We start from the raw sequence: 24,207 nt of genomic DNA, 5'->3' as shown, positions 1-24,207 counted from the left end.
TGTATAAATAATACTTAGAAGGGAGGATAGCCTGTAAATAGAGTTTCTTCGATTTTGCTGGTTAATAAATTTAATTGATTGTTTGTTATGTTCAAAGGAAAATTCTATATTTGCGAAATATGATATCCTCCTTCTTGTCTTGAAAGCGGTCTGACTGCTTTAACCAAGGCGAAATGTCTTGGTTTTATAATAAATAATAAGATCAGCATGGCAGAATTAAAGGCAACCGTGTGCTTGCAAGGGAAGGATATAGAAGTGATTTCATCACACATTGAATTTAACCGCAAGACAGATAATAAAGGAAGGCCAGTGACAAATGTTATTGGCGGACGTATTACCATTACCGTTGAATCTACCAGAGAAACTACTATTCTTGAAGCAATGGTAAACAGTCCTTTCAAAGCGATAAGCGGCAAGGTGATTTATTACAACACTAAGGATAATTCAATCTTTCGTGTCGTGGAGTTCAAATACGCGTATATCGTATATTACAAAGAGGTTTACAATGTTGACAGAAAACGCCAAATGTATTCCACCATCACATTTTCTGCGGATATTATTATGATAGGAGACGCATATTTAAGCAATCAATGGTAAGACTGACGATTCCTGCAAGCCTTTATTGGATCTTTCAAAGAAGAAACATGAAATTTAGTTGTTTGGATATTATTGTATTAAGAAATATCACTAACTTTGTTCATTGTGGATGTGGCGATAATGGATTTGCAGCGTCGTTTACTATTTCAATATTTAATGTTCTTATTGCTACATTTTTGTTTTTCAATGGAGTTAAAATAGAATTATGTTAATAACAAAGGTATGAATACTTTGATTCTTGATTTTTTAAACAGCTATGCTGATAATACTAATCCTCAGTATGCCGTGATGCTGAAAGGAAAATGGGGATGTGGCAAAACTCATCTTATAAAAGAATGGAAGAAGAAGTTTGATGGAACCGCAGATACCGACGAGGAAATTACGCTAAAGCCCATTTATATTTCGACCTATGGAATGGATAGCGTGAATGACATCAAGACAGCTATAGATAGGGAATTAAATCCTTTCTTCTATTCGAAAACGGGGCGTTTCATAAAGGGAGTTTTGAAATTAGCCGGTAAGGTAGTCTTCAAGACGAGTATGGATTTTAATGAAGACTCTAAAGAGGATGGTTCATTTTCCGCAACACTGGATTCGTTGTCGTTACTACAAGTGAAAGACGACAGTATAAAAGGTGTAAAGTTTCTGATATTCGATGACATCGAAAGGTGCCTGATAGAGATGAAGGAATTGTTAGGCTTTATCAACTATTTTGTAGAGCATTGTAATTGTCATGTTGTCGTAATTGGAGATGAGAACCACCTTGAAGAACTTCCCAAGGCTGTATGGGATGAGTTTAAGGAAAAGACCATAGGCAGGGAATTTGAAATACAACCTGACATAGAAGAAGCCATCGAATACTTCCTTGGCGAAGTACCGATATCCGATTATTTGAAAGAAATGCGTGATTTCATTATTGCCTGTTTTATGTGTACAAAATCCGATAACTTACGAGTTTTGAGACAATGCTTATATGATTTTAAAAGCCACTTAAACAAACTTCCTCCCGAACTGGTTGAAAAGGATAATATCTTTCTTAAGAATATTCTTGGATCATTTATTGCTGTGTATGCAGAGTATAATAATAGTGAGAACAAAGAGGTAATTTGTGATTGGAGTAGAGATTGTCGGATTTCTCTACTCCAAGATAATAATGAAGATAAGCAAAGAATACAGCATCTAAGGGAAAAATATCACTCTTTGAACAAGGAGCTAATTTATAATGTCTTAAATCCAGAGTATGTTACGGCTATTATACAATATATTATCACAGGTGCTCCACTTGTAGAATTTATTGTTACGGAGATAAGGGATAAGCAAAAAGAATTGAAACCTTGGGAAATGCTATCCGGCTTTTTCGATATGGAGCAGCAAAAACTTGAAAGAATTTGTCAAGATACTATAACATCCATATTGGATAGAGAGATAAAAGATGCTTATCAACTTGGTTATAGTATTGCGTATCTATCATACTTTCACGCTATTGGCATTTTCTATTTTATACAGGCTTATGTCTCTTTAATAAAAGTAAGAATAGCAGAAATGATTGATAGCCAAACCAGTTTAGAGGAACTTTATCAGCTAAGAGGGCTTTTTATTAGTGGATGTAATTATGTAACCACAGATTCCAAGACCCCAATAACGGATGATATTGTGGACTATTTCTTGCAGAAGATGAAATCAAAGATAAATGAGTTGCCGGATCAAATGCAAAAAGCACTGCGTAATTTGACTGAAGGAACAGTAGAACAACTTATAATCATAGACAGATTGCCTTATCCAGATAAAAGTTGTACATACGAACTTCGTGCTATATTTGCATATGAAGATGCCAATGCTCTTTTTGATGCTATCTGCAAACTAAGCAATAAAAGCAGAAATACTTTTACGCAATTTCTTGCTTATCATTATAATTTTGACTATGATTTACAAGATGTGGGAGACAGATATAAGGCAGATGTTCCTTGTTTACTCAAGTTGAAAGATTTGGTCGGTAATGAAATCAGTATATCAAAAGGAGTGGATAAACTTGCCTTCATAAGATTAAAAGATGCCTTGATTGAAGCTATTAGGAGGTGTGAAGGCAAAAGTGATACATTGCCACCAATGTAGAAGCTAAAAATGGCGTATCGCAAAAAACGGATATGCGATGAAAGAATATTATCTCTATTTGACTAAAAACAGAAGATATTAATAGCTATAAATGAGAATGGGTGGTGGCGGGGAATCGGGAGGTTATAAAGGGAGAAAGGATGCCATAAAAGAGTAGAGCCGTCGGCAGACCGGAGCGCAAAAAAATCCCTCTGCCCAGTCATCGCGACCATGCAGAGGGAACGGTTGAATTATGATTATGTCAAGCAGCTTCGGCAATAGCTTCGTGTTTGGCAGCCTGCGGTTGTTCGGCCTCTTTCAGGCTTTCATCAATCCTGTGCTGGAGTTCCTTACATTCCTGTTTGAGCCTTGACAGTTCATCGGCTTTGCTCCACTGACGGCAAATGATGTCCTGCAATGTGGGAATTTCGCTTTCTATCCGCTCTACCGCCTTTTGTTGCTTCTCGATAAGAGAGGGCAATTTGCTTAATGCTCCATGCGGATATTGTGCCGACTCAACGAAACCAAGCGGCAGCGCACCGCTCAGACCGCATCGGTATTTCAATCCACTTATACCCTCTACAAAGAATGTATTGCGGTCAAACGTACCGTCCATATTATACTCGCTATGCACCAACAAGTTTAGCCCTGCATACGTGCCAACTGTACCATACGCTCCGTTGCGGTAGGTCTTGGCGATACGGTGCAACTCCCGGCCAACTTCCTCGGTACTGGCTTGCGGCAAGTTCAAAAGCAGGGTTGCCTTTGTCCCATTATACGAGTTGATGTATTCCAAATCCCTCTTGAAATCGGCCTCAGTACGCTTTGCCTTTTCGATTTCTCCCTGACCGGCAGCTATTTTACGCTCGGCACGGATGCGTTCTTTCTTGAAAATAGCCTGTTCCTTTTCAAGCTGCATAATCTTGTTGTCGAGCTTCGTCTTGTTCAGCAAGTCGTTGTTGCCTGACAGAATAGCCACGAACTCGGCGAAGTTCATACCGCTGTCCTCATCCATGCCTCCCTCGTCAATACGGCGCACGGCGATTGTGCCGTTGTTAATTTGATTGATAAACATCTGCTTGTTTCTCAACAGATTGAACTTGTAGGCGTCAAGGGTCTTTTCCGTGCCGTAAATTACAATATCTACCACATTGCCACCCCACAGCTTTACAGTGTTGCCTTTGCGTACCGCCCTGCCGTTTCGTTGCTCCATGTCAGCAGGTCGCCAAGGTATTTCAAGGTGATGCACTGCCACAGCCCTTTGCTGGGCGTTCACACCTGTGCCTAACATGGTCGTACTTCCAAAAAGAACTCGCACCTTGCCGTTGTTCATTTCTTCAAACAGCTTTTTTCTTGTCCTCTCGGTAGTGGCGCATTGGATAAACTGTATTTCATCAGCAGGAATACCGAGTTGTACCAACTTTTCTTTGATGTCGGCATATATGTTCCATTCGTTCGGTTTGTATGTACCAAGATCGCTGAACACGAACTGTGTACCCCGATTGTCATTCGAGCGTATATAGTAGTCATAGATTGTCCTCGCACAGATAGAAGCCTTGTTATCGGCATCATCCTTGAACTTGCAACCCAACAAGCGCATATCAAGAGCCATTTTTCGGGCTACATTGGTCGCAACCAGCATTTTTGCCTTATCGAGATTGTCGGGTTGCGGAACGTCAAGTCCCAAGTCCTTCCACTGGCCGCTACCGGCAAAAGAAATCAAGCGTCCTATCATTTCCTCCTGCTCGATTGTCGGGGGATAAGAGAGGAAACGCACGTTCTTCTCAGGCACGTCAAGATTTATCATGTCGGCTGTACAGTAATCCGTAATCTCACGCAGGAACATTGCCAGCTCCGGTACTTTGATGTAAGTACGGAAACGCTCTTTGCGCTTCACCGAGCCTGTCACATTCAACTCATAATCTGCCGTTTTCTTTGTGAATATGGCTGCCCACGCATCGAAACAGCTAATCCGTTGCCGTTGAAGCTCCTGCGGACGCAAATACTTGAACATCACATATAGTTCGGTAAGGGCGTTCACGACCACCGTACCCGACAGAAACGTAGCCCCAAGGTCACGACCTGTACGAAGTTGGATGTCACGAATGGCGAACAAGAGGTTCATTGCCCTTTGAGAGCCTTTGGTGTTGCCGATACCTGCCACACGGTTATGGCGTGTCTGAAACATTAAGTTCTTGAAAATATGGCACTCATCTACAAAAATATGGTCTATTCCCATTGTGTGGAAGTCCACAGCATCGTCTTTCCGATTATTGATTTTCATACGCAGTTCTTGTAATTTAGCCCCAAGGTTCTGTTTGCGCTTTTCTAACCCCTCCTGCATCTTTCCGCTACGGTAACGCATGGTGGACTGCTCCAAAAATTCAAGGTTACGTTCCACATCGGCAAGCTCTTCCGTGAATATATCTATCATGGTCTCTTCTGACTGCGGTATCTTGGCGAACTGGTCGTGGGTCAGTATGATGCAGTCCCAGTTGTTGTTCTTGATTTTTGAAAAGACCTCTTGCCTGTTGGCAAGGGTAAAATCTTCCTTGCCCGGATAGAGAACTTTGGCCGTAGGGTATGCCTTGCGGAACGTATCAGCAATTTCGTGCACATTCGCTTTCAGTCCGATAATAAGCGGCTTGTGTACCAGTCCGAGACGTTTCATTTCGTAAGCGGCAACACACATTATCATCGTCTTGCCTGTGCCTACCTCATGCCAACAGATACCGCCTCCGTTCTGCTTAATCATCCAGATAGCATCTTTCTGTGAGGGATAGAGGCTATCGTATGGAAATTGCTCAAAAGAGAGCTGCGGAAAGGTTTGTGCCGAACCGTCATAGTGCGGCCTAACATAGCAGTTGAAACGCTCGTTATATACCCTTACCAGCTCGTCCCGAACCTCTATCGGCTGCCTGTCAAGCCAGCAGTTGAAACGGTCTCTAATCTCCTGTATCTTGGTGGCTGCCTCTTGTATGGCTTCCTCGTCCGGCACACGCACCTTATCACCATTGCGGTATATCTTTTTCGTAATTTCGGGTACAGTATCATGCAGGGCATGAACAAACAAATCCTCACCGTTATAGTTGCGGACGAAATAGGTGTTGTAAGCCACCGGAGAGTAACTTTGCAGACGTACCATGTAGGTGTCGTTCACATCGAAATACATTACACTTGTCTCTACCTTGAAAAGTTCAGTTGCAAAATCGGCGTATAACTTTGTGTCAATCCAACGCTCGCCCATGTTAATGTCGAGTTCCTCGTAGGGTATCGCTTCGGGTGTCGCATCCACCAAAGCCCTTACAGCAGTTTCCGTCCAATCTTTTTCCCTGTCCGTGAGTTCGGACAAGTAAGAACCTATCTCCTTGCATTTGGTTATGACATTGCCTGAAAGGAACTTGCCTTTGTGCTCCCACTCCCCGATAGCAGGATTGTAAAATATCTCACCTTTGAGGTCGCCGATGATTTCTTCCTCGGTGCTGTCCGTGGACTGCATCAGGTAGTCCATATCAACCCTGCCGTAGAAATTCAAGCTGCTTGCCAACGCTTCAATCGGTGTCAGCCTTTTGTTCGAGTCTATCTTCTTGAACGCCACAGGTTCACGCATGATATCGGACTTGACTAAATCCTTTCCAAGCTGCATTTCTATTGTAAAGACTTCCACACCGAGGCTGTCAAGCATGATAAACTCCTTGTTGTCGTTCTCGTGGAAACAGCCCCATTTGGCAACAAAGGCATCGTATCGGGCGTTCAACTCTCTACGCAACCCGTTATCCTCTTTTTGTTCTTCCCTTTCTTTGATTGACAGTTCAAAGTATGCTTTGCGTATAGGAAAATAGTCTTTCGCCCTATCTGTATTGACCTTACCCTCGTCCACCGGCACAAAATCAATGGCTACCTCTTGATAAAGACTTGATTTTCGATATTGGATAGTACCCACCTGGCCCTCAAACAGTACCATTGCGCCGTCTTTCATCCATGCTTCCACCCCATCCGTGTAGGCTCGTTTACCTTTTTCTACTTGTTTCATCGCTACATTCCCGAAAAGGGACATTTGCATATGTTCGCTGCCCTGTCCGTTCCCAGTGAAAAGACTTTTGCGGAAATATCGGCCAAAGTCGAGTTTCAGCAGTGCGGCGAGATATTGCGACATGGCATTTTCATTTCCCTGCCATTGGTATTTGCGCACATATTTTCCGTATTGGTTCTGTACAATGCGGCTACCTGTTGCAAGGGTAGTTTTCGGCATGGTAAACAATTTGTTGGCGTATTCGGTCATTGTGCCTATGGCGTCCGCCTTTTCCCTGCCTACTTGTAAAAACAGTTGTTCCCGTTGTGAGAGTACCGTCTTGTGCGTGTGCTTTTGGAATATCAGCAGGTCACTGCCTACCTCTATACCGCTTGTCTGCATGAAAAGCATATCGGGCAGACGGATTGCACTTATCAGGTCTGCATGATTTACAAGATATTCACGCACGAACTTGTTACCGGGCGTGTCGGCTATGCCCCTCGATGTGATGAAAGCCAATAATCCACCCTCATTCAACAACTCCATCGCTTTGACAAAAAAGTAGTTGTGTATGGTCTTGGTGGCCTGTTCGTACATACCGCCTTTCTTCCACAGCTCCGCATCGAATACCCGGAAATTGCCAAACGGGATGTTGGAGGCTATGACATCGAAAGTTGTATGCTCAAAACCTTGTTCTCCAATGGTTTCAAATGCAGCCGTCCGTGTTAGCGTGTTCTCATGGAGCAGGGAAAGTATCATCCCCGAAATGAGATCTTTCTCAATGGCATAGTCATACGTGCCGGACATGGCTATGGGCAGAAAACCGCCTATACCTGCACTCGGTTCGAGAAATGAACGCATTTTGAGGCCGTTTTCGCTGAACGTGGCGTGTATCTGCCGCACCACTGCATCAACAAGGAATTTAGGAGTGTAAAATGCTGTCAGTACAGATGCTTTGATACCCTCTATGACATTGTGTCGCATGGGTTCTGTGAAATGAGGGTAAGCATTGATTAACTCCTGCAATCTTTGTATCGGTTCTTGCATATCACCACCTATGGGCTTGTCCGTACCTATATTCAACACTTCTTTGATACCCCCGAAACCAGAATATCGGGATAAAATTTCTTTTTCTTCCGCAGTGGCCTGCCTGCCTTGAACTTGGATTTTCATTGCCGTTTCTATGGCTTCCACGTTCGCTACCAATGATTTCAATTTGTTGTAACTCATAATTTAACCTTTCTTTTTTTCCCTTTTTTCGGCCTGTTTGCGACCTTTGGGATTTATTTTTCTGCCTCCAAAAGGTGGCGGAAACAATCTGACAAGGCTGATGCGGAAAAATACGCTCGACAGACGGAGAGGAAGATTTTTACGGCTCACTCGCAGCGGAACGCCGGCATTGGCAAGATTGGAGCAGCCTATTACCTTTGCGGGAAAATAAGTCCACGAGAGGTCGCACGGCAGCAGCAAAACGATAATAAATGACAATCAAATAGAAAGGGATGAATAAAACTGTAAAACAGGGGTGTTAAAACAGGGTAATGGACAATCGGAACGGATTGCCCGTACTATAATCGGAGGAAGGTGAACTATAAAGGGAGGTGGAATCGGGTGGATTGGCCCATCTCTTGATAATTGCAGACTATTACTCTCAGAATGACGACTATATTAAATGTCGTAAAAAAATGCAACGGACTATTTTTTTTGTATCATGAGCGTATTATTCAGCAAATTAGTTGTATCTTTGTAATCGCATAGATTTTTTTGAAATGAAAACAGCTATACAGATTGCTAAAATAAGAGCAGTGGTACTCTACATCATGCAGAGTTTCACTCAAGGAGTGGACTATATAAAGTTATTTAAAATACTTTATTTTGCCCAACAGGACCATCTTGTCAAATATGGCAAAGTGATTGTCGAAGACTCTTTCAGAGCATTGAAGCATGGCCCGGTGCCAGCCTATACCTACAAGGCACTGCAAATTGCAGAAGGCAAACCCTTGGATGGGAATTTTGACGAGTTCCTTTCAGACATAGAGGTTCGTGACAAGAAGGTATATACTTCTGCCGTACCCGATATGGACTATATATCAGGTGCCAACAAACGTTGTCTTGACGCTGCTATCGCTAAATATAAGGATACAGACCCTTATGACTTGTCCGATTTGTCGCATGACTCGGCATGGGAAGAAGCGATGACACGCATTCAGGATGATCCTCAAAAAAACTTCATTACCATTATAGATATAGCCCGGGCAGGAAAAGCTACCAAGGACATGGTAGATTATATCCGAGAAAAGCAGATTGTCAAGAACGCTTTATCTTAAATCAAATGGACGACAAAACCGGTGCATTGGAAAAGCTGAAAGCTATAATGGCCAAAGCTGAGCAAGTAGATATGTCATCAGTCAAAATTGGTGATATTATTTATGTCCCCTTGGACGAAGAGGACGGACTGATACTAAAAGACGGATATAAAGACCGCAATAAATATATTGTTATTATCGGCTTTACTCCGGAAGGTGTCGCTATCGGTGCCTTACTGATAAATTCGGAAATAGATTCTTCCAAGAGGTCGGAAGAGCTACTGGACTGCCAATATCCTTTGATGGTTCGGAACTATCGTGATATTCTGGACTATGACAGTTGGCTGGATTGTTCCGATATATTCGAACTTTCAAAATTAAAAATCACGGAAAAGAACGGTAAACTGAAAGGTTGCCTGATTTCCGAAGACAGGGAACGGGTAATGCAGTTTCTAAGAGAGACAGAGGTGTTCGATAATGCAACTAAAAGACGTTATGGCATTATTAAATAATGGCGTTAAATCATAGGGAATGGATAGAATAGGTTTAGATACCAGAATTTCAAGGAAAGAATCGTTTCTATTGGCAAATGACGGTTTGTATTTAGGCAGATTGTCGTTGAACACATCTACTCCTGATTCCATATCCAACAACGAGAATATATACGGTAGTCACTTTTCAAGTATATCTTTCAAGAATCGGTATTCCATATATGGAAGTCCCAGTTCATCGTTAAGTCCATACAATCCGAATACATTAACCCCACCAGTTATTTATTTAAGAGGTGAGAAAATCGGTTGTTTGAGTAAAAATGTGAATCTTACAAATCGTGTAGATCCGGACGTGCTTAATGACTGGATGATAAGTCAGCGATTATTTGATTAGTTTTCCATACAGAAAAATACATAAGTCTCCAATCGTAAATTGGGAACTTATGTATTTAGTAGGTCAAATGCTGATGCCGTCCTTTAAAACGACTGGAGTTATCGTTGTAAGTGATAACTTCTTCAGACATCATTAATCTCTACTTTCCAATCTTATACATATTATCACGGGAGTCAAACCGCACACCGCAAAAAATGTAGTCAGGTGTACGCACTGCCCTTGCCGTGTATATATCCTTGCAGTTGCATTCTTCAAGGTATCCTGCCAAACTATCCACCATAATAGCGCAACTTAACTCCGCTGTTTGATGCTTGAACCGCCTGCCGTTTATTTCGACTAACACATAAGGGGTAAAAAAATCAAACGGGCTATTGCTTTCGGGGGATAAGATGCCAATGTCTATCAGTCTGACAGGATTTAACTTTTCGTCCTTTGCCTTGTCGTTGTCCTTTTCAATTTGTTCACGTAGCAAGCGAAGGTAGCAATCTTTCTTCGCTTCAAAAGTATGTATCGACTTAATCCACTCACGAATCCGTTTCTTAAAGTATGCCATACTATTGGAAACAAAGAGCGTTATCCGTCCGTCTATGACAAAACCGTAATCGGTCATACCACTCCATTTACCCATACATTTATGGCGTACAGGCTCCCATGTCTTGCCTCCTACAAGGGCAACAAATTCATCTACTGCTGCTTTCTCTTTCCTTTTCATTGTATATAGTTTTTAAAATTCAGGAATAGTTGCTTTCTCAATCAAAACGTTGTCGGCATAATACTCAATCGCCCCCGTCGTAACACCAATATCCTGACAAACTGTTCTGAGATAGTTTTGATAGTCGTTTCCAGAAAAGTTCTTACCACATAAGTTTTTGAAAATCATCGGAATGGATATATCGTCTGTACTCGATAGTATCACTTTGCCATTCTGCCTAATCTCTGTTTTCATAATGTTATTTTTGTTTTTATTGTTACTATTTCCCTTTGTTCAACCTGTTTGCGACCTTTGGGATTTATTTTTCTGCCTCCAAAAGGTGGCGGAAACAATCTGACAAGGCTGATGCGGGAAAATACGCTCGACAGACGGAGAGGAAGATTTTTGCGGCTCACTCGCGGCGGAACGCCGGCATTGGCAAGATTGGAGCAGCCTATTACCTTTGCGGGAAAATAAGTCCACGAGAGGTCGCACGGCAGCAGCAAAACGATAATAAATGACAATCAAATAGAAAGGGATGAATAAAACAGTAAAACAGGGGTGTTAAAACAGGGTAACGGACAACCGGAACGGATTGCCCGTACTATATCGGAGGAAGGTGAACTATAAAGGGAGGTGGAATCGGATGGATTGGCCCATCTCTTGATAATTGCAGAATGACGACTGTATTAAATCATAGGGAATGAGTAAGTCTTTTTGATAAGGCAGAATGCAGTTCGGAACAGGCAACCAGAAAAACAATGTTTTTTGTTTGCTTATCCGCCAATCTTTCGTTATCTTTGTCAAAATGAAGACAGCAGACGGTACTTTCGGGTACAGTCATTGTCGTGACATGGAAGATTCATACTCGGCTTGGAAACAGGCGGAGATTGATATATATTATACGTTCACTGAACGTCTTGGAATAGCGTGGGTTCATGCTGTCCTTTATGGTGCAAGGTGGACATAATTCTTAAAAACACATTGAATATGAAACAGATTTCCTTGCACGTGTACCAGTCCATCGACGGTTGTCCGGCTCCTTCGGACAAGCATTTTGATGCGGCTGTGGATGCCTCCAGTTGTGTGCTGATTGACGAAGAAACTTACCTGCGTATTTATATGAACCATTTGGGTTGGCCGATTACGGCGAAAGAGACTTTGGTTGTGACGAACGGCGGCATCGACCTGACGGAGAATGAACGAGTGAAGTTCATCCAAGGAGATGCAGTGGCAGAACTGAGACAGATGAAGGAAGACGGCGACGGTATGGTGGTGGCTTACGGTGAGGAAATCGGGGCTTTACTCTTGGATAACGGGCTGGCGGACGAAATCACAGTGACAACCGTTCCGGTACTAATCGGCGGCGGCGAAAAGGCATTGGAATGCGGATTGAATGACGGTAGAGCTTGGATTGTGCGGTCAAATAAGGTGCTGGTGGACGGAAAAATGAGGACGGTGTACGGGAAGGTCTAATATGACAAATAGATATTATAGCAAAAGTGTAGCAACCAATTGCTGCACTTTTATTATAAAAGACGTGCCCTAAACATGCTAAATAGGCGAAAAGTAAGGCAAGTATATTACTTTTTAAGCCGAATACTAAAAAAGGTAGAGAAAGACATAAGGAGGATGGAGCCTCCGAAGATATAAAAATACAGCACACCAACTAAACCGGCACATTGGTAAAGCCGGGCAATACATCAGAACTAATAGCGTACTTTGCCATATCACGCTATGGCTGACAAAACAGCCTTTACATGAATGGCAAAGGAGTCACCGCTACGGCTCGGAATATGCGAAAACAAGATGGCTGTTATACGATTGAGCTGCCATAGAGATTTAGAACTTTTAGTCCATTCGCTGTAGCCTTACGATAAGTATAAAACGTACCACCCTTGGGGTTTCCGTCATACCAGGCAATAAGAGACGAACTGTGAAAAACCATATAGTCGTTGCGTCGAAGCAAACAGCCATGGTAGTAGTGTTCGCTCAGGATGATAACATCATCCGAGTTACAGAGAATAGTATCATACCGGGCTTTCATCGCATCGTTCCACCGCTCGGATTGTCCGCGATACGGTACTACGGCAATAACTTGCAGACCTGATAATTCGGACTGCAACGCAAGAGCAACTTCTGCCGCCAGCATATCAAACCCCATGGCACAACCACAGTAAAAATGACGATAACCTCCAGCGTATGCCTTGGTTATCGCTGCCTTTAATTGCAGCTTCAGTTGCTTCCTGTATAGGAATGGAATATTGCGGTGTCCACTGAAGCAAACGGACACTGCCTTATCATACTTTGTCTGGGTCATATTATTTCACTTTGTAATGGGTTCTTGCGAGGAATATATCTCCGAGTACATTAGCACCAAGGCTTTCAAGCTGATTGGCATAGGTAGCATAACTCAGCCCTTTGGTTATCACATCATCAAAGACTACCACAGACCTGCCGTTGAAAAAAGCCGAATCAAACTCAATGACGTTTACCTTACGGACTTCTTTCTCTGCCTTACGATTTTCGTGAATGGTTAGCCTCTCACCACTCACTGATACATGGTCATAACCATTGATAGCTCCCGTCAGTTCGCATACTCTTTGGCAGAATGCTTTGTAACGTATCTCGTTCTTCTTATCGGTGGATGCCGGTACGGGAGGAAAATACAATGTTGGTACATGATGTTCCATAACGTTCGGTCATGTTGGCTGCCGTGCGTTGAGCAACCTCTTCGTATGCCCGTCCATCCTTGAAATCAAAGACTAACTTGCGGTCTGCTATCTCACGCTCACTCACATTGCGTATGCGTGCAGGAAAATACTTACAGAACCATGCCTGTGGCTTGTCCAACTGTTTTTGAAGTTCTATGTCTATCGTCTTTGCCATAACTCTGATAATTTTTCTTTTTCCCTCTTTTTGAAGGCTGTTCAGCCTGCTGAGGGATATTTTCTGCCATCAACTGCCGCCCAAGAATACCGATAAGACAAAACGGGGACAAGAAATACGCTCTGACGTGTCAGAGGAAGATTTTTCGTTCCAGCGATAGTGGCGATTTGATGTTTGGTAAAAGGCGGCTTACTTTGCGGAAAATATGACTACGGCAGAGCTAACCGACAAACAGAATATGCTTTCTTACTACAGGCGGTTGTCATATAGACATGTAGAATAGGTGCAAGATTTATAAAAGGAATGGGTGGGCAGTGGAGCGTCTGTGGCTTGCCGGTCCAAACTTCCCGATGAAGTGACCGTACAACTTAGTCTCAAATCTGGCGAAGCGTAAGCCTTGGCAGTTTGTGACCGAGGTGTACGGTCTTTTCATGTTTGGCTTCCGTAAAGAGTCTTTCACTCACCCCATAGCAGCTCTGCTGCCATAAGGTGAGTGAATGTCTCTTGCGGACAAGTCCTGTGACGCTCCGCTGATGGTGTGGGGCGAAGCTATAAAAACAAACAGACGGCATTGCCGGTTACAAAAGAACAGATAGCAGAGGTCGCTGCAAGGACAACAGGTTGGCTTGATTGACACTTGTGGCAAATGTGCCATCGTCCTTGCTTTGCCCCAAAGACGGGTACACAGCATATAGCAGACTTGTATGCCATTTGCCGTGTACCGGTCAGGGCGAACATCTTCTATAAAAGTTGAGCATGTACAATTAAAAGAGGAAATTGTATGGGTAAGACTTTATGATATAAAAGTGATATGGCTTATAAATTATCGGTGCTATTTTAGATTAGTGCCACGATTTTGCTAACTTTGCAAGTGAGTGAAAACGAATTTGATATAAGTAATGAAGCCATAACCCCCATATCCGATTATGTCGAAATACACCGTAATGTTGTAAATAACCAGATTGAAACGGGCTGCTTCATTCAAATAAAAATACGATGAATGCAAGACTATTGTTCATACTCCTGCTTTTCACAATTGGGGCATTGTGGTATATTATCGGCTACTGGCGACGAAAAGCAGGAGAAGCGGCATTCGCCGCCGCACGGTTGACCGAAAAGAGCGAGGAACGTGAACGTTACTGTCGTCTGGCGGTAATGGCCGGTCATCGGGAAGCCTGCCGTATGTTCTGTCTCTTGCATCCCGAACGGTTTGATGGCCATTCTCCCCATAAGCCGTTCAAGTTACGAGGCATCCGAATCTCCTTTTACGGATATTACTATCCGTCACGATACAATGCGCTGCTCAATGATGAACAGAGGGCTTTCTGCCATTCCATCTACCAGTTCAAACAAGGAGATATACACGGAATCGAGTTCTTTAAAACGTGTATGAATGCCTTGCAACTGAAAAAGAGACCTTACCATATAATGTTCATGCCGTGTAGCAACTGGATAAAATACGGTCAACGGTTCAAACGGCTCGACTGGTACATCGGAAAGCACCGACAGGATTTAACTTCAGGACTGTACGACGTTGATATTTGCGATGCACGAGAAAGCCTGCATGAGGCCAAAGGTGGAGAGAAGCGTATCCTCGAACGAAACTACCTCATTACCGGAAAAATCAAAGGGAAAGAGATTATCATCATAGATGATGTGCTGACAACCGGGCAAAGCGTGGTGGATTACAAGGAAGAGATCGAACGGTGCGGTGGCAAAGTAGTGGCGGCTATCTTCTATGGCAAGACGCTCTCCATGCCTTCGATGCTCCTTGTACAAATACACGTCTGGGGCAACCATATTGCCCATATTATTGAACGGATGACAAAGTAACCGGAACGTTTTCAGCCCTTTTCACTTCTCTTTTACAAACCTGCCAATGCTGATATACACTCCTGCCGGATGGATTGGATATAATCGAGTATAAGCGAGGGGCTGATACTCCTGCCATTGAGTTTGCAGGTGATATGCAGGTGTTCGCCGGTGCTGCGTCCTGTGGAGCCGGTAATGCCAACCACATCACGAGGATGAACTATTGCCCCTTTGACGATAAGAATTTTAGAGAGATGACAATAACTGACGGTGTACCTACCATGCCGCAAGGTTACATACTTGCCGGAAGTCTTGTCCTGTCCGACCTTCACGACCACACCCTCCATCATGGCCATCACCTTGTCGCCACGTGCGCGCAAGTCCAGTCCGCCATGAAATTTACTCTTTCCCGTAAACGGGTCCTTACGGTAGCCATAAGGCGAAGTGACCTTGATATAACGTAACGGGTAACTTACACTCAAGTAACGATCCATCCACTTTTTCTTATCCATATCTGCGGATACCGGGATACCTGTTGAAACTTCCTGTACGGAAATCTCGCTTTCGGATGCCGGTTCCGCTTGGTCTAACCCCATATCCAATACCTCCATCTTGTAGCGTGTTGGGGTAACGGCAACGGTATTGAATTGTGCTTTGGCTGGCGTGATACATAATGAGACACCCGTCATCATCAATAATAAAATCTTTCTCATGGCAGCAAAGTTAGCACGCTCTTCTTATGGTCTGTCCATTGCCGACTGTTTTTTCTCCAAATATAACTATTTAATCAATTTTGAATATGATTATTTGCGAAAAATCATATTCAAAACATTAAAAATACCACTTTATAATCACTTATAAAGAAATGTTTTAGTCATCAGATAAGAAATCGCTCTATATTTGCTGAGTATAATTTTATAACATCATTCAGAATATGAAAAAAGAACAATTTGAGTTCAACGAACTGCCTTATCCGACATTGGCCCGCTTTGGGCTTACCCAAGAAATGATTGAAGATTTGCCCCTGTGTATCCTGAAAGAAATCGGGAAAGGCGGCTACTCGCCGGTACTGCCCATGCGTGTCACTAACGAGAATGGCGAAGTAATCGAGAGTCGCAGTCGGTTTGCCTTTATCCGTATGGATAGCGGCGAGGTGGATGTGGTCTTTTATCCCACACTGAAGTCGTCACCACTGGAATGCTACAACGAGGAGCAGCAAAAACAGTTGCTTGACGGCAAATCCATCATTGCAGACGTGGCTATGGCGGACGGACGACGCAGTAAAGCTTTCGTGCAAATCGACGAGGAAACAAAACAGGTGATGTATGTTCCGACACCCATCATCGCCCGTAACCTGAAAGTGCTGGCAGAGGTAATGCACTTAGGTACAGTAGAAGTAAACGGAATGCAGCATGGTGAGCCTCTGACGGTGGCAGTGGATGGCGAACCTGTCACGGTAGGCATCGACCTTCACAACAAGACGGGCATCCGTTTCTGCGCAGGTGACGCGCAGAAATGGAAAGAGCAACCCAAGCGTGAATGGGATAAGTACACCTTCGGTTGCTACGGTTGCTGGGTGATGGATGATGACGGCAATCTCGACTACGTTCCAGAGGAGGAATACACCGAAGAACTGTGGAACGAACAGAAGAAAAGCGGTGAGCGTAACCGAGCGGCAGGTATTCACAAATAAGACCTATTTAATATAAGCGTATGGCACAACAGAAATATTATCCCGAAGAGATTCTCGTCGAGAAGATGCAGAGCGGCGAATACGGCTGGCTCGATTACATCAACCATTTTTCTGCCGAGTGGCAGGAGGAGTACGCCCATTACTGTGAGGAAAAAGGACTCACGGTCTGCGAAGATTCTGCCGCCGGGTTTGTCCGTTTCAAAGACGAACAATTGGAAGCGGCTATGAAATACGGCAACGCATAACAAGTAACCATCATAACATCAGACTATGACGATACGAACAAACACTAATCCTCGGCAGATGGACTTGCAACCCGAAATGCGCAATCTACTGATGCGTAACGGACTTCAAGCCCATGTCGCATTTGACGGAGGCGGCTACCGGCTGATTGTGCAAGGGCATGATTCACCGTTATTGGTCTATCCTATAACAGAACGACAGATGTTGGCTCTGACGGACTGGGGAACGAATACGGCCAACAAGAAAGCCTACAACATACTCACGAGTATCATAGGAAAAGACTTCTATATGCCGAAAAATTTCGTCCATGCCCGCAATGCCAACGGTCGCGTGGCGATGGGGCTACATGGCTACCGCATCGGTATCGGTGAGTACGGACACATGGGGCGACTGGGTATGCCCCCTCCATTCCTTGGTTGGACACCACGCGAACAGTGGGGTTTCCACCTACGCAGAGTTGGTGGGCAGCTTTTCTTTCCGGGGCCATCCATCGTACCCGAACGCCCAGACGGGCGCATGAAGCCCGGCGAACTGCAATCGGGTGGCTACGGCTTTTACTACAAAGGCGGTCAACAGGAGCAACCCATTGTACAGCAAGATGTATTGAAGAACTTGCAGGAGGTCATTACACCGCTTGTCAGCCGTCCGCGCAGCAAGGAACCGGCACAAGCATACAAGGAGTTGATTGCTTCACCAGTCTATTTTTCCAACGAGAAATGGTCGGAGTGCCTTACTTCGCACGGTCTTATCGTGGATATGGAACGGAGGACACTGACCGTACAATCGGAAAGTGTCAATGCCGATATGGTCTATGACCTGACGGAAGAAGAAGTGAAAAAACTGGCTACCGCATCCATCGAGGAACAACCTGTGGAGAAACGGCTGGATCTGCTGAACGGCATTATCGGAGCGGACTTTGCCGATAAAGTAACGATGGAACAGCTCAACAGCGAACAACGCATCAGTATCGGCCTGCATCCCGAAGTGCGGCATGAACTGGAAGAACGGCAGCGGCAGGAACAAGAATTATTCATGCAGCAAGAAACTCCGATGCGGCAGGAATACATACAGGGCAGTATCGGTGCAGCCGTGGACGGGCGTGACCTGCAACTACTCAACGAAAGCAAAGGCTGGTATCGTGAGGAGAAACATGGCCGGGAAGTAGAGGTCAGTGACATTGCCGTGCAACCGGCACAGACGGAGGGTAAATACAAGATGTCCGCTGTTATTGACGGACAGGTCATCAGCCACGAAATCAGCCAGAAAGACTACGACAAGTTTCTTGCTGTGGATGATTACCACCGGATGAAACTTTTTTCGAAGATTTTCAACGAGGTGGATATGAAGACACGTCCTGAAGCGAACAAGGGGCTTGGCGTGAAGATATTCGCTGCCCTTACCGCCGGTGCTGTGGTGGCATCGGAAGTCGCACATGGCTTCCATCACCACCACTCTCCGGAGTTCTATGGCGAACGTTTCAGCGGACCGCCACATCCATACTTCAAGCCCGGCGTAGATACACCGAGAGATGTGGCCATCCGTAATTTCGAGGCACAGATGAATCAAGATATTAATGAAATGAGAAGAGGGAGGTAAACCTATGAGAGACGGAGACCTTACATACGATGACTTTCTGCAACGACTAAACATCCAGGACGTATTGATTGACGCAGGGTATCACCTGAACCGTCGTGACGGTCTGCGCTATCCCTCGTATGTTCGTTTGGACAGCGACGGCAGACGTATCCGTGGTGACAAATTTATTGTGACACAACAAGGAAAATGCTGTTTCCACGCACAACAACAGAAAGTTTATAACATCATTTCCTTCATCAAGGAGCATCCGCACTTTTTCACGGAGTACCATGCGGGTATGTCTCCGGACAGACTGGTGAATCTTGTCTGTAACAGATTACTGAACATTCCTGTCACTGAACGGAAAACCCGAATAGTGAACCCTAAACGAGATGTAAAGCCATTTGACATAGCGGATTACGACATTCATAAGTTCAATCCGCAGAATCGGGAAACGCAGAAAAAATTTTATCCTTATTTTAAAAGCCGAGGTATCGACCTTTATACACAATATGCCTTCCATCGGCATTTTTATCTGGCTACGAAACATCGGGAGGACGGTGCAACCTACACGAACCTGTCCTTTCCACTAACCCTGCCCAAAGGCGACGGAGCGATTGTGGGACTTGAAGAACGAGGACGTGCCCGTATGGACGGGAGCGGCAGCTACAAAGGCAAAGCCGCAGGGAGCAATTCAAGCGAGGGACTGTGGATTGCCAGCCCTGCCCGCACTTCTCTCACCTCCGCCAAACATATCTATTGGTTCGAAAGTGCTTATGATGCGATGGCATATTACCAACTTCATCAGGCACAGAACAAGGATCTGCGAAAGGCGGTATTCATCTCTACCGGAGGGGCACCGAGCCAGCAGCAATTCAAAGGAGCGATAAAAGCAACTCCCCATGCCTCACATCATCTTTGCTTCGATCATGACCGTGCCGGACAAGTCTATGCTATCCACTTTGCTCTCACTCATGCAGGCTGGAACTTCTCCACCTGTCTGTCACAAACCGGCAGACTGATTGTACAGAACAATAGCGAAGACTATTCACAGTATGAAATAGAACTTGAACCATTCAATTTTGAAAAGATTACAGCCATACTGGGTATAAATGATGCAAAACAAAATTTGAAGAATGGGGAGCGTGACGACATGGGAATTGGTGACGGCTATCTACAGGAAATGAGAATGGTTTGTATGGATGAGTACGAAATGGCTCGTGACGAAGGTTCTGCCAGTGAGGAAGAATTAGAGAAAATGAGAAGCAATCTGGAAGCCATCGAAAAAGCGATTGATGCTTCCATTTCCGGTCCGGAAGCTACAGGATGCATCTTGTATGAATCTGCCGCAGAGGGTTATAAGGATTGGAACGACCAGCTACTCGGCAAACGGATAAAACCAGAGAAGGACAACCTTGACGATTGGGAGATCAGCGGTAAAGCCACGCTGAATCATGCCTTGTCCGATTTGCCCGAAGTCAATCCGGAACATATCCGAAACGGATTATACGACGAAGCGGACCATGAGGCTGTGCGAAAGCGTCTTGAACGTGCGGACAGAGTAATATTCTCCTTTGAAACCAATGACCAAGGAATGTCAGATAAGGGTTTTCAGGAAATGTACAAGATACGGGAAGAACTTGCCCGGTTGGAAGTGGATATAACCAATTCTCTTTCCGGAATGAGAGAAGACTTTCATTCCCGTTTTCACCGATAATCCATAAAACCTATGCAGAGAACTTGTCACAAAACCATTGTCATCCATCCACATACCGGGCAATTTGTCATCAACGAGCTGCCCACTCTCGTGCTGTGCGGCACTGTATGGGTGTACGGAGGCATGGAAGGGCTGCCATTGACAGCTATTGCCACAGTAATTGCCTTGATGCTCTCGTTACTGTTACTCTACCGTTATCTCTACCTGCGGCGAATCCGTTATTGCATCGGTACGGAACAACTTGTCAGCGAATACGGTATTATCCGTCGCAAAGTGGATTATATGGAGCTATATCGTATCGTGGATTTTCAAGAGCACCAAAGCCTGCTGCAACAATTTTGTGGGCTGAAAACCGTACGTATCCTTTCAATGGACAGAAACACGCCCCGTCTTGACCTGATCGGTATCTTCCATAGGGACGACCTCGTGTCAATTATCCGTGAACGGGTAGAAACTAACAAACGAAAAAAGGGAATATATGAAATCACGAATCATTAGTCTGGGGCTGGTTGCCTCGCTGGTATGCCTGCTTCCACAGGTGGCAGAAGCCCAAATTGCGGCTTCCAATCCGTTGGAATGGACTGCATTGGCCGAAGGTAACGAACTGATAAACGGGCAGATTGAAAAACAAATAAAGGGACAGACACAAACAGCCTTGCTCCAAAACAGCATCGCTACCGAGTTCAACCAAATCCACAAGTGGGAGAAGCAGTACAACAGTTACCTCAAGACAGCAAGCGGTTACGCTTCATCACTGAAAGCCTGTACGCATCTCTACAATGACGGTGTGCGGATTTTCCTCACGCTGGGGAAATTAGGCAAGGCCATCCAAAACAATCCGCAGGGCATTGTGGCCAGTATGAACATGAACAACCTCTATATAGAAACAGCAACGGAACTTGTCTCTGTTTTTACATTGCTGAATGACGCTGTGGCCAAAGGTAGCAACGAAAACATGCTTACGGGGGCAGAACGCAGCAAGACGCTATGGGCGTTGAACGACCAACTATCGGATTTTAGCCGGAAGTTGCATCTGCTCTATTTGAGCATACGGTACTATACTTTCAATGATGTGTGGAACAACGTAACGGCAGGAATGCTTGACCGTGACAACGGTGAGGCAGCTCGTATAGCTCTGTCCAATTGGCACAGGGCGGCAGCTCTCGTCCGATAAAATATATCAGTTATGAAATGGACAATTTGGATAAGTATATTACTGCTGTGTCTTACCAGTATCGGTGAGGTACAAGCGCAGAATGACCCTGTACTGGCCGGAATGATTGCAGTATATACCGAAAAGGCAGAGAAGGAGCTGAAGAATCAGGAAAAGGTCATGCTGATGCAGACCACCGGACATATTTGGACAAAAGAAGAAGTGCAGGCGACAACAGACCTGCAACGAGAGTTTAATAATTATCTAAACTCTTTCCGGTCAATAGTCTGCTATGCGGCGCAAACTTATGGGTTCTATTATGAGGTATCGAGGCTGACAGACAATATGGGCGACTTCACCAAACAATTGAAGCGAAGTCCAGCCAATACGCTTGCCGTAGCCCTATCCACACAGCGCAACAAGATTTATAGGGAACTGATGATGAACAGCGTGGAAATAGTGAACGATATACGCACAGCGTGCCTTTCGGAGAACAAGATGACGGAAAAAGAGCGTATGGAAATTGTCTTTGGCATCCGTCCAAAGCTCAAAACAATGAACACAAAGCTGCAACGACTGACCAAAGCGGTAAAGTACACGACAATGGGCGACATTTGGCGGGAAATCGACGAGGGTGCACATCCCGAAGCCGATAAACGTAGTATCGTGGACGCAGCCAAGCGACGTTGGCGACAGATTGGAAAGAATGTAAGACCTTAAAAATGTAATGATATGGGAATTTGGGATTCAATATTAAAATATGGCGGCAAAGCAGCAAAAGCTACCGGAAGAAGTATGGGACATGCTGCACTGCATCCTTCACAAACCTTACGGGGCACAGGACAAGCCGTCAAGACCGCAGCCATCGGCGGTGCAGTCGGTTATGTGGGTTGGGAGAAACTAACCACAGATAAGAGCGTGGTACATATCGTAAGCGATGCGGTCATAGGGAAATCGGCTACGGATACCCTTGCAGATGCAGCGGACGGTGTGCGAGAACTGACAAGCAAAGCCGGAGAAGCAGTCGGTTCCGTCAGCGGTACGGTAGCCGGCATAGACTCAAAACTGGGTGGAGTATCGAATTTTCTACGGCAAGTCTCCAATGGCGGAGTTTCCGATATGTTCGGTAACTTTTTCCGTAATCTCGGACAGGGTAACGTGTCGGGATTGAGTATAGCGGGACTGGTCGCAGCAGCATTTCTTATATTCGGACGCTTCGGCTGGCTGGGCAAGATTGCCGGTGCATTTCTCGGCATGATGCTTATCGGTAACAATGCCGGTATTTTCCGCACACCTGATACGAGAAGCATACAACGAATACAGACACCCGCTCTTCCCGTTGAAGAACAGACGAATAGCGGGGGGATGAAAAGATAAGAATAAGAATCAAATATAATCACATAATGAAATATACAGAAGAAATGATCCTGCAATCCGAAAGTGGATACTGTATGCCTTTTGAAGAACGGAAGGGCAAGGATGTGAAACTATCGCTCGGCTATGGCGAACAAACCGATCCGACAACGGGCAAAACATATTTTCATCATGGCATCGACTTCGATGTACGGTGTTACACACTGGCGGCTGTCGCCAGCGGTATCGTGTCAGGTATAGGCAATGACCCTATACTCGGCATCTGCCAAACTATACGCTATGGGGAGTATGAAGTGACCTATGGGCATTTGTCAAATGTCTTCGCCCAGTTCGGACAGCGTGTCAAGGCCGGACAGACTGTAGCTTTAAGCGGTGACAAGCTGCATATCGGGATACGCTTCAAGGGTGAGGAACTGAATCCGCTGGAATTTCTAACCATGCTGTATGGGAATATCCAAGCATTGTGTCATGCTGATGGAGGCGAAGCGGCAACATCTCCCAACATGGAGATGGCACTGACCACCGATTACGAGCAGGACAGACAGGAAATAGAGGAATTGATGCTACGTTTCCTGCCCTACTACATGGAAGACTTACAGCGTGGTGCATACCGACTTCCTCCACATACGGAGCAGTCACTCCGCCATGTCTTTACAATGGGAGCAGTCAAAGAATATTTCTATGAAAATATGCCAAGTATATCCAACCCACTCGGACTGGGACATAAAGCAATGCCGCTTGCTTGTAAGGTGCAGAACCTACTCATTGCGGACTTCCTGCATTACCTTGCCCTACGGCATGGCGTGTACTTATCGACGATGGGCGATGATGTAAAAAAAAACTCTACGACGAAGCCCTGACCCATAGTGGTATCATTGACCCACTGGCAGAATTAGACATAGACATCCAGAGCTTTGACATACCGAGAGCAGTCACGGTATATCCTGACCGGGCCGGTGTGCGCTGGTGGACGAAAGCATGGTTCAATAACCGGGAAGAGGGCGAAGCATCGGTGGAGATTGAGCGAGAACAAGCGATACGCTTCATTCACGACAACATCGAGAAGGATGTATGGCTGGAAGAGTTTTATCCCAAACAGATGGAAATTTACCACAACGCCATCGAGCAGACAAAAGAGCAATTATTAATGAATAGAATAGGATAAACAT

23 protein-coding genes and 2 pseudogenes are annotated in these 24,207 nt (G+C 44.8%); 18 read left to right on the top strand and 7 right to left on the bottom strand.

The genetic code is table 11. The features are described 5' to 3' along the window. Positions 1-207: 207 nt before the first annotated feature. Both tssD and K6V21_RS16780 read left to right on the top strand, forming a co-directional pair. Entirely contained in the window at positions 208-597 is a 390-nt protein-coding gene (tssD, locus tag K6V21_RS16785) for a type VI secretion system tube protein TssD (protein WP_004308665.1), read from the top strand. Between the two features lie 222 nt (positions 598-819). Further along, complete coding sequence (locus K6V21_RS16780) at positions 820-2,709, top strand: P-loop NTPase fold protein (RefSeq protein ID WP_117860090.1); 1,890 nt, start codon at positions 820-822, stop codon at positions 2,707-2,709. 241 nt (positions 2,710-2,950) lie between these two features. On the opposite strand, the gene K6V21_RS16775 is transcribed toward K6V21_RS16780, so the two are convergent. Beyond that, positions 2,951-7,930, bottom strand: coding sequence for an N-6 DNA methylase (locus K6V21_RS16775; RefSeq protein ID WP_224319315.1), 4,980 nt, complete (start codon positions 7,928-7,930; stop codon positions 2,951-2,953). A gap of 539 nt (positions 7,931-8,469) precedes the next feature. Between K6V21_RS16775 and K6V21_RS16770 the strand changes: the two genes are divergently transcribed. Genes K6V21_RS16770 through K6V21_RS26775 form a run of 3 tightly spaced genes read left to right on the top strand, consistent with a single transcriptional unit; the run spans position 8,470 to position 9,891 of the window. Further along, a complete protein-coding gene (locus K6V21_RS16770; protein WP_004308669.1) occupies positions 8,470-9,027 on the top strand; it encodes a Panacea domain-containing protein in 558 nt (185 codons plus the stop codon). A 5-nt stretch (positions 9,028-9,032) separates the two neighbouring features. Next, a complete protein-coding gene (locus tag K6V21_RS16765; protein ID WP_004308670.1) occupies positions 9,033-9,518 on the top strand; it encodes a hypothetical protein in 486 nt (161 codons plus the stop codon). 19 nt (positions 9,519-9,537) lie between these two features. Further along, positions 9,538-9,891 (top strand): hypothetical protein, encoded by a 354-nt coding sequence (locus tag K6V21_RS26775; RefSeq protein WP_004323416.1) that lies wholly within the window; start codon positions 9,538-9,540, stop codon positions 9,889-9,891. Between the two features lie 139 nt (positions 9,892-10,030). Here K6V21_RS26775 and K6V21_RS16760 read toward each other — a convergent pair whose 3' ends face one another. Beyond that, positions 10,031-10,603 carry a hypothetical protein gene (locus K6V21_RS16760; RefSeq protein WP_007218123.1) on the bottom strand — a complete coding sequence of 191 codons (573 nt, stop codon included), beginning with the start codon at positions 10,601-10,603 and terminating at the stop codon, positions 10,031-10,033. A 12-nt stretch (positions 10,604-10,615) separates the two neighbouring features. Beyond that, complete coding sequence (locus K6V21_RS16755; RefSeq protein WP_005777269.1) at positions 10,616-10,837, bottom strand: hypothetical protein; 222 nt, start codon at positions 10,835-10,837, stop codon at positions 10,616-10,618. Positions 10,838-11,312: 475 nt separating this feature from the next. On the opposite strand from K6V21_RS16755, the pseudogene K6V21_RS16750 reads away from it, so the two are divergent. Then, a pseudogene (locus K6V21_RS16750) lies at positions 11,313-11,511 on the top strand (hypothetical protein). Positions 11,512-11,572: 61 nt separating this feature from the next. Continuing rightward, positions 11,573-12,058: a dihydrofolate reductase family protein gene (locus K6V21_RS16745; protein WP_004308674.1), complete on the top strand. Its 486-nt coding sequence runs from the start codon at positions 11,573-11,575 to the stop codon at positions 12,056-12,058. A 340-nt stretch (positions 12,059-12,398) separates the two neighbouring features. Here the strand turns inward: K6V21_RS16745 and K6V21_RS16740 are convergent, their stop codons facing one another. The 3 genes and pseudogenes from K6V21_RS16740 to K6V21_RS16730 all read right to left on the bottom strand — a co-directional run bounded on the left by K6V21_RS16740 (position 12,399) and on the right by K6V21_RS16730 (position 14,162). After that, on the bottom strand, positions 12,399-12,902 hold the full coding sequence (locus K6V21_RS16740) for an SLOG family protein (protein ID WP_004313628.1): 504 nt from the start codon (positions 12,900-12,902) through the stop codon (positions 12,399-12,401). A 1-nt stretch (position 12,903) separates the two neighbouring features. Beyond that, positions 12,904-13,471 (bottom strand): annotated as a pseudogene (locus tag K6V21_RS16735) (ribonucleotide-diphosphate reductase subunit alpha). Positions 13,472-13,931: 460 nt separating this feature from the next. After that, on the bottom strand, positions 13,932-14,162 hold the full coding sequence (locus K6V21_RS16730) for a hypothetical protein (protein WP_151927953.1): 231 nt from the start codon (positions 14,160-14,162) through the stop codon (positions 13,932-13,934). A gap of 305 nt (positions 14,163-14,467) precedes the next feature. On the opposite strand from K6V21_RS16730, the gene K6V21_RS16725 reads away from it, so the two are divergent. Next, positions 14,468-15,304, top strand: a complete 837-nt coding sequence (locus tag K6V21_RS16725) for a phosphoribosyltransferase family protein (protein ID WP_004308677.1) — start codon at positions 14,468-14,470, stop codon at positions 15,302-15,304. 32 nt (positions 15,305-15,336) lie between these two features. Here the strand turns inward: K6V21_RS16725 and K6V21_RS16720 are convergent, their stop codons facing one another. Then, entirely contained in the window at positions 15,337-15,996 is a 660-nt protein-coding gene (locus tag K6V21_RS16720; RefSeq protein ID WP_004323419.1) for a M23 family metallopeptidase, read from the bottom strand. 221 nt (positions 15,997-16,217) lie between these two features. Here K6V21_RS16720 and K6V21_RS16715 point away from each other — a divergent pair, with 221 nt between their 5' ends. From K6V21_RS16715 to K6V21_RS16670, 10 genes are read left to right on the top strand one after another with little or no spacing between them, the layout of a single operon-like run. Further along, complete coding sequence (locus K6V21_RS16715) at positions 16,218-16,976, top strand: DUF4099 domain-containing protein (protein WP_008640405.1); 759 nt, start codon at positions 16,218-16,220, stop codon at positions 16,974-16,976. A 20-nt stretch (positions 16,977-16,996) separates the two neighbouring features. Further along, complete coding sequence (locus K6V21_RS16710; RefSeq protein WP_005836766.1) at positions 16,997-17,221, top strand: hypothetical protein; 225 nt, start codon at positions 16,997-16,999, stop codon at positions 17,219-17,221. 25 nt (positions 17,222-17,246) lie between these two features. After that, on the top strand, positions 17,247-18,815 hold the full coding sequence (locus K6V21_RS16705; protein WP_008659504.1) for a hypothetical protein: 1,569 nt from the start codon (positions 17,247-17,249) through the stop codon (positions 18,813-18,815). Between the two features lie 4 nt (positions 18,816-18,819). Further along, positions 18,820-20,511 carry a toprim domain-containing protein gene (locus tag K6V21_RS16700; RefSeq protein ID WP_005777245.1) on the top strand — a complete coding sequence of 564 codons (1,692 nt, stop codon included), beginning with the start codon at positions 18,820-18,822 and terminating at the stop codon, positions 20,509-20,511. A gap of 12 nt (positions 20,512-20,523) precedes the next feature. Next, positions 20,524-21,009, top strand: coding sequence for a PH domain-containing protein (locus K6V21_RS16695; protein WP_005777243.1), 486 nt, complete (start codon positions 20,524-20,526; stop codon positions 21,007-21,009). Beyond that, positions 20,990-21,685 carry a hypothetical protein gene (locus tag K6V21_RS16690; RefSeq protein WP_151927954.1) on the top strand — a complete coding sequence of 232 codons (696 nt, stop codon included), beginning with the start codon at positions 20,990-20,992 and terminating at the stop codon, positions 21,683-21,685. The genes K6V21_RS16695 and K6V21_RS16690 overlap by 20 nt, the downstream gene beginning before the upstream one ends. A gap of 12 nt (positions 21,686-21,697) precedes the next feature. Beyond that, positions 21,698-22,384: a hypothetical protein gene (locus tag K6V21_RS16685; RefSeq protein WP_151927955.1), complete on the top strand. Its 687-nt coding sequence runs from the start codon at positions 21,698-21,700 to the stop codon at positions 22,382-22,384. A gap of 12 nt (positions 22,385-22,396) precedes the next feature. After that, positions 22,397-23,041, top strand: coding sequence for a hypothetical protein (locus K6V21_RS16680; protein WP_004308686.1), 645 nt, complete (start codon positions 22,397-22,399; stop codon positions 23,039-23,041). A 26-nt stretch (positions 23,042-23,067) separates the two neighbouring features. Then, the gene (locus K6V21_RS16675; RefSeq protein ID WP_004313633.1) at positions 23,068-23,898 is read left to right on the top strand and encodes a M23 family metallopeptidase; all 831 of its coding nucleotides are present in this window, start codon (positions 23,068-23,070) and stop codon (positions 23,896-23,898) included. A gap of 23 nt (positions 23,899-23,921) precedes the next feature. Next, a complete protein-coding gene (locus K6V21_RS16670) occupies positions 23,922-24,203 on the top strand; it encodes a hypothetical protein (protein WP_009017568.1) in 282 nt (93 codons plus the stop codon). Positions 24,204-24,207 lie beyond the last annotated feature (4 nt).

Source organism: Bacteroides cellulosilyticus, from assembly GCF_020091405.1.
In the GTDB taxonomy this organism is placed as follows: domain Bacteria; phylum Bacteroidota; class Bacteroidia; order Bacteroidales; family Bacteroidaceae; genus Bacteroides.
This window is presented reverse-complemented; position numbering and strand designations above follow the sequence as displayed.

Excerpts from the sequence above, each read along its gene's own strand:
- K6V21_RS16730 (WP_151927953.1), bottom strand. The coding sequence starts at position 14,162 with ATGCTGTGTACCCGTCTTTGGGGCAAAGCAAGGACGATGGCACATTTG.
- K6V21_RS16710 (WP_005836766.1), top strand. The coding sequence starts at position 16,997 with ATGGCACAACAGAAATATTATCCCGAAGAGATTCTCGTCGAGAAGATG.
- tssD (WP_004308665.1), top strand. The coding sequence starts at position 208 with ATGGCAGAATTAAAGGCAACCGTGTGCTTGCAAGGGAAGGATATAGAA.
- K6V21_RS16675 (WP_004313633.1), top strand. The coding sequence starts at position 23,068 with ATGAAATATACAGAAGAAATGATCCTGCAATCCGAAAGTGGATACTGT.
- K6V21_RS16700 (WP_005777245.1), top strand. The coding sequence starts at position 18,820 with ATGAGAGACGGAGACCTTACATACGATGACTTTCTGCAACGACTAAAC.
- K6V21_RS16760 (WP_007218123.1), bottom strand. The coding sequence starts at position 10,603 with ATGAAAAGGAAAGAGAAAGCAGCAGTAGATGAATTTGTTGCCCTTGTA.
- K6V21_RS16685 (WP_151927955.1), top strand. The coding sequence starts at position 21,698 with ATGAAATGGACAATTTGGATAAGTATATTACTGCTGTGTCTTACCAGT.
- K6V21_RS16765 (WP_004308670.1), top strand. The coding sequence starts at position 9,033 with ATGGACGACAAAACCGGTGCATTGGAAAAGCTGAAAGCTATAATGGCC.
- K6V21_RS16770 (WP_004308669.1), top strand. The coding sequence starts at position 8,470 with ATGAAAACAGCTATACAGATTGCTAAAATAAGAGCAGTGGTACTCTAC.
- K6V21_RS16715 (WP_008640405.1), top strand. The coding sequence starts at position 16,218 with ATGAAAAAAGAACAATTTGAGTTCAACGAACTGCCTTATCCGACATTG.
- K6V21_RS16755 (WP_005777269.1), bottom strand. The coding sequence starts at position 10,837 with ATGAAAACAGAGATTAGGCAGAATGGCAAAGTGATACTATCGAGTACA.
- K6V21_RS26775 (WP_004323416.1), top strand. The coding sequence starts at position 9,538 with ATGGATAGAATAGGTTTAGATACCAGAATTTCAAGGAAAGAATCGTTT.
- K6V21_RS16720 (WP_004323419.1), bottom strand. The coding sequence starts at position 15,996 with ATGAGAAAGATTTTATTATTGATGATGACGGGTGTCTCATTATGTATC.
- K6V21_RS16775 (WP_224319315.1), bottom strand. The coding sequence starts at position 7,930 with ATGAGTTACAACAAATTGAAATCATTGGTAGCGAACGTGGAAGCCATA.
- K6V21_RS16705 (WP_008659504.1), top strand. The coding sequence starts at position 17,247 with ATGACGATACGAACAAACACTAATCCTCGGCAGATGGACTTGCAACCC.
- K6V21_RS16740 (WP_004313628.1), bottom strand. The coding sequence starts at position 12,902 with ATGACCCAGACAAAGTATGATAAGGCAGTGTCCGTTTGCTTCAGTGGA.
- K6V21_RS16680 (WP_004308686.1), top strand. The coding sequence starts at position 22,397 with ATGGGAATTTGGGATTCAATATTAAAATATGGCGGCAAAGCAGCAAAA.
- K6V21_RS16725 (WP_004308677.1), top strand. The coding sequence starts at position 14,468 with ATGAATGCAAGACTATTGTTCATACTCCTGCTTTTCACAATTGGGGCA.
- K6V21_RS16695 (WP_005777243.1), top strand. The coding sequence starts at position 20,524 with ATGCAGAGAACTTGTCACAAAACCATTGTCATCCATCCACATACCGGG.
- K6V21_RS16745 (WP_004308674.1), top strand. The coding sequence starts at position 11,573 with ATGAAACAGATTTCCTTGCACGTGTACCAGTCCATCGACGGTTGTCCG.
- K6V21_RS16690 (WP_151927954.1), top strand. The coding sequence starts at position 20,990 with ATGAAATCACGAATCATTAGTCTGGGGCTGGTTGCCTCGCTGGTATGC.
- K6V21_RS16780 (WP_117860090.1), top strand. The coding sequence starts at position 820 with ATGAATACTTTGATTCTTGATTTTTTAAACAGCTATGCTGATAATACT.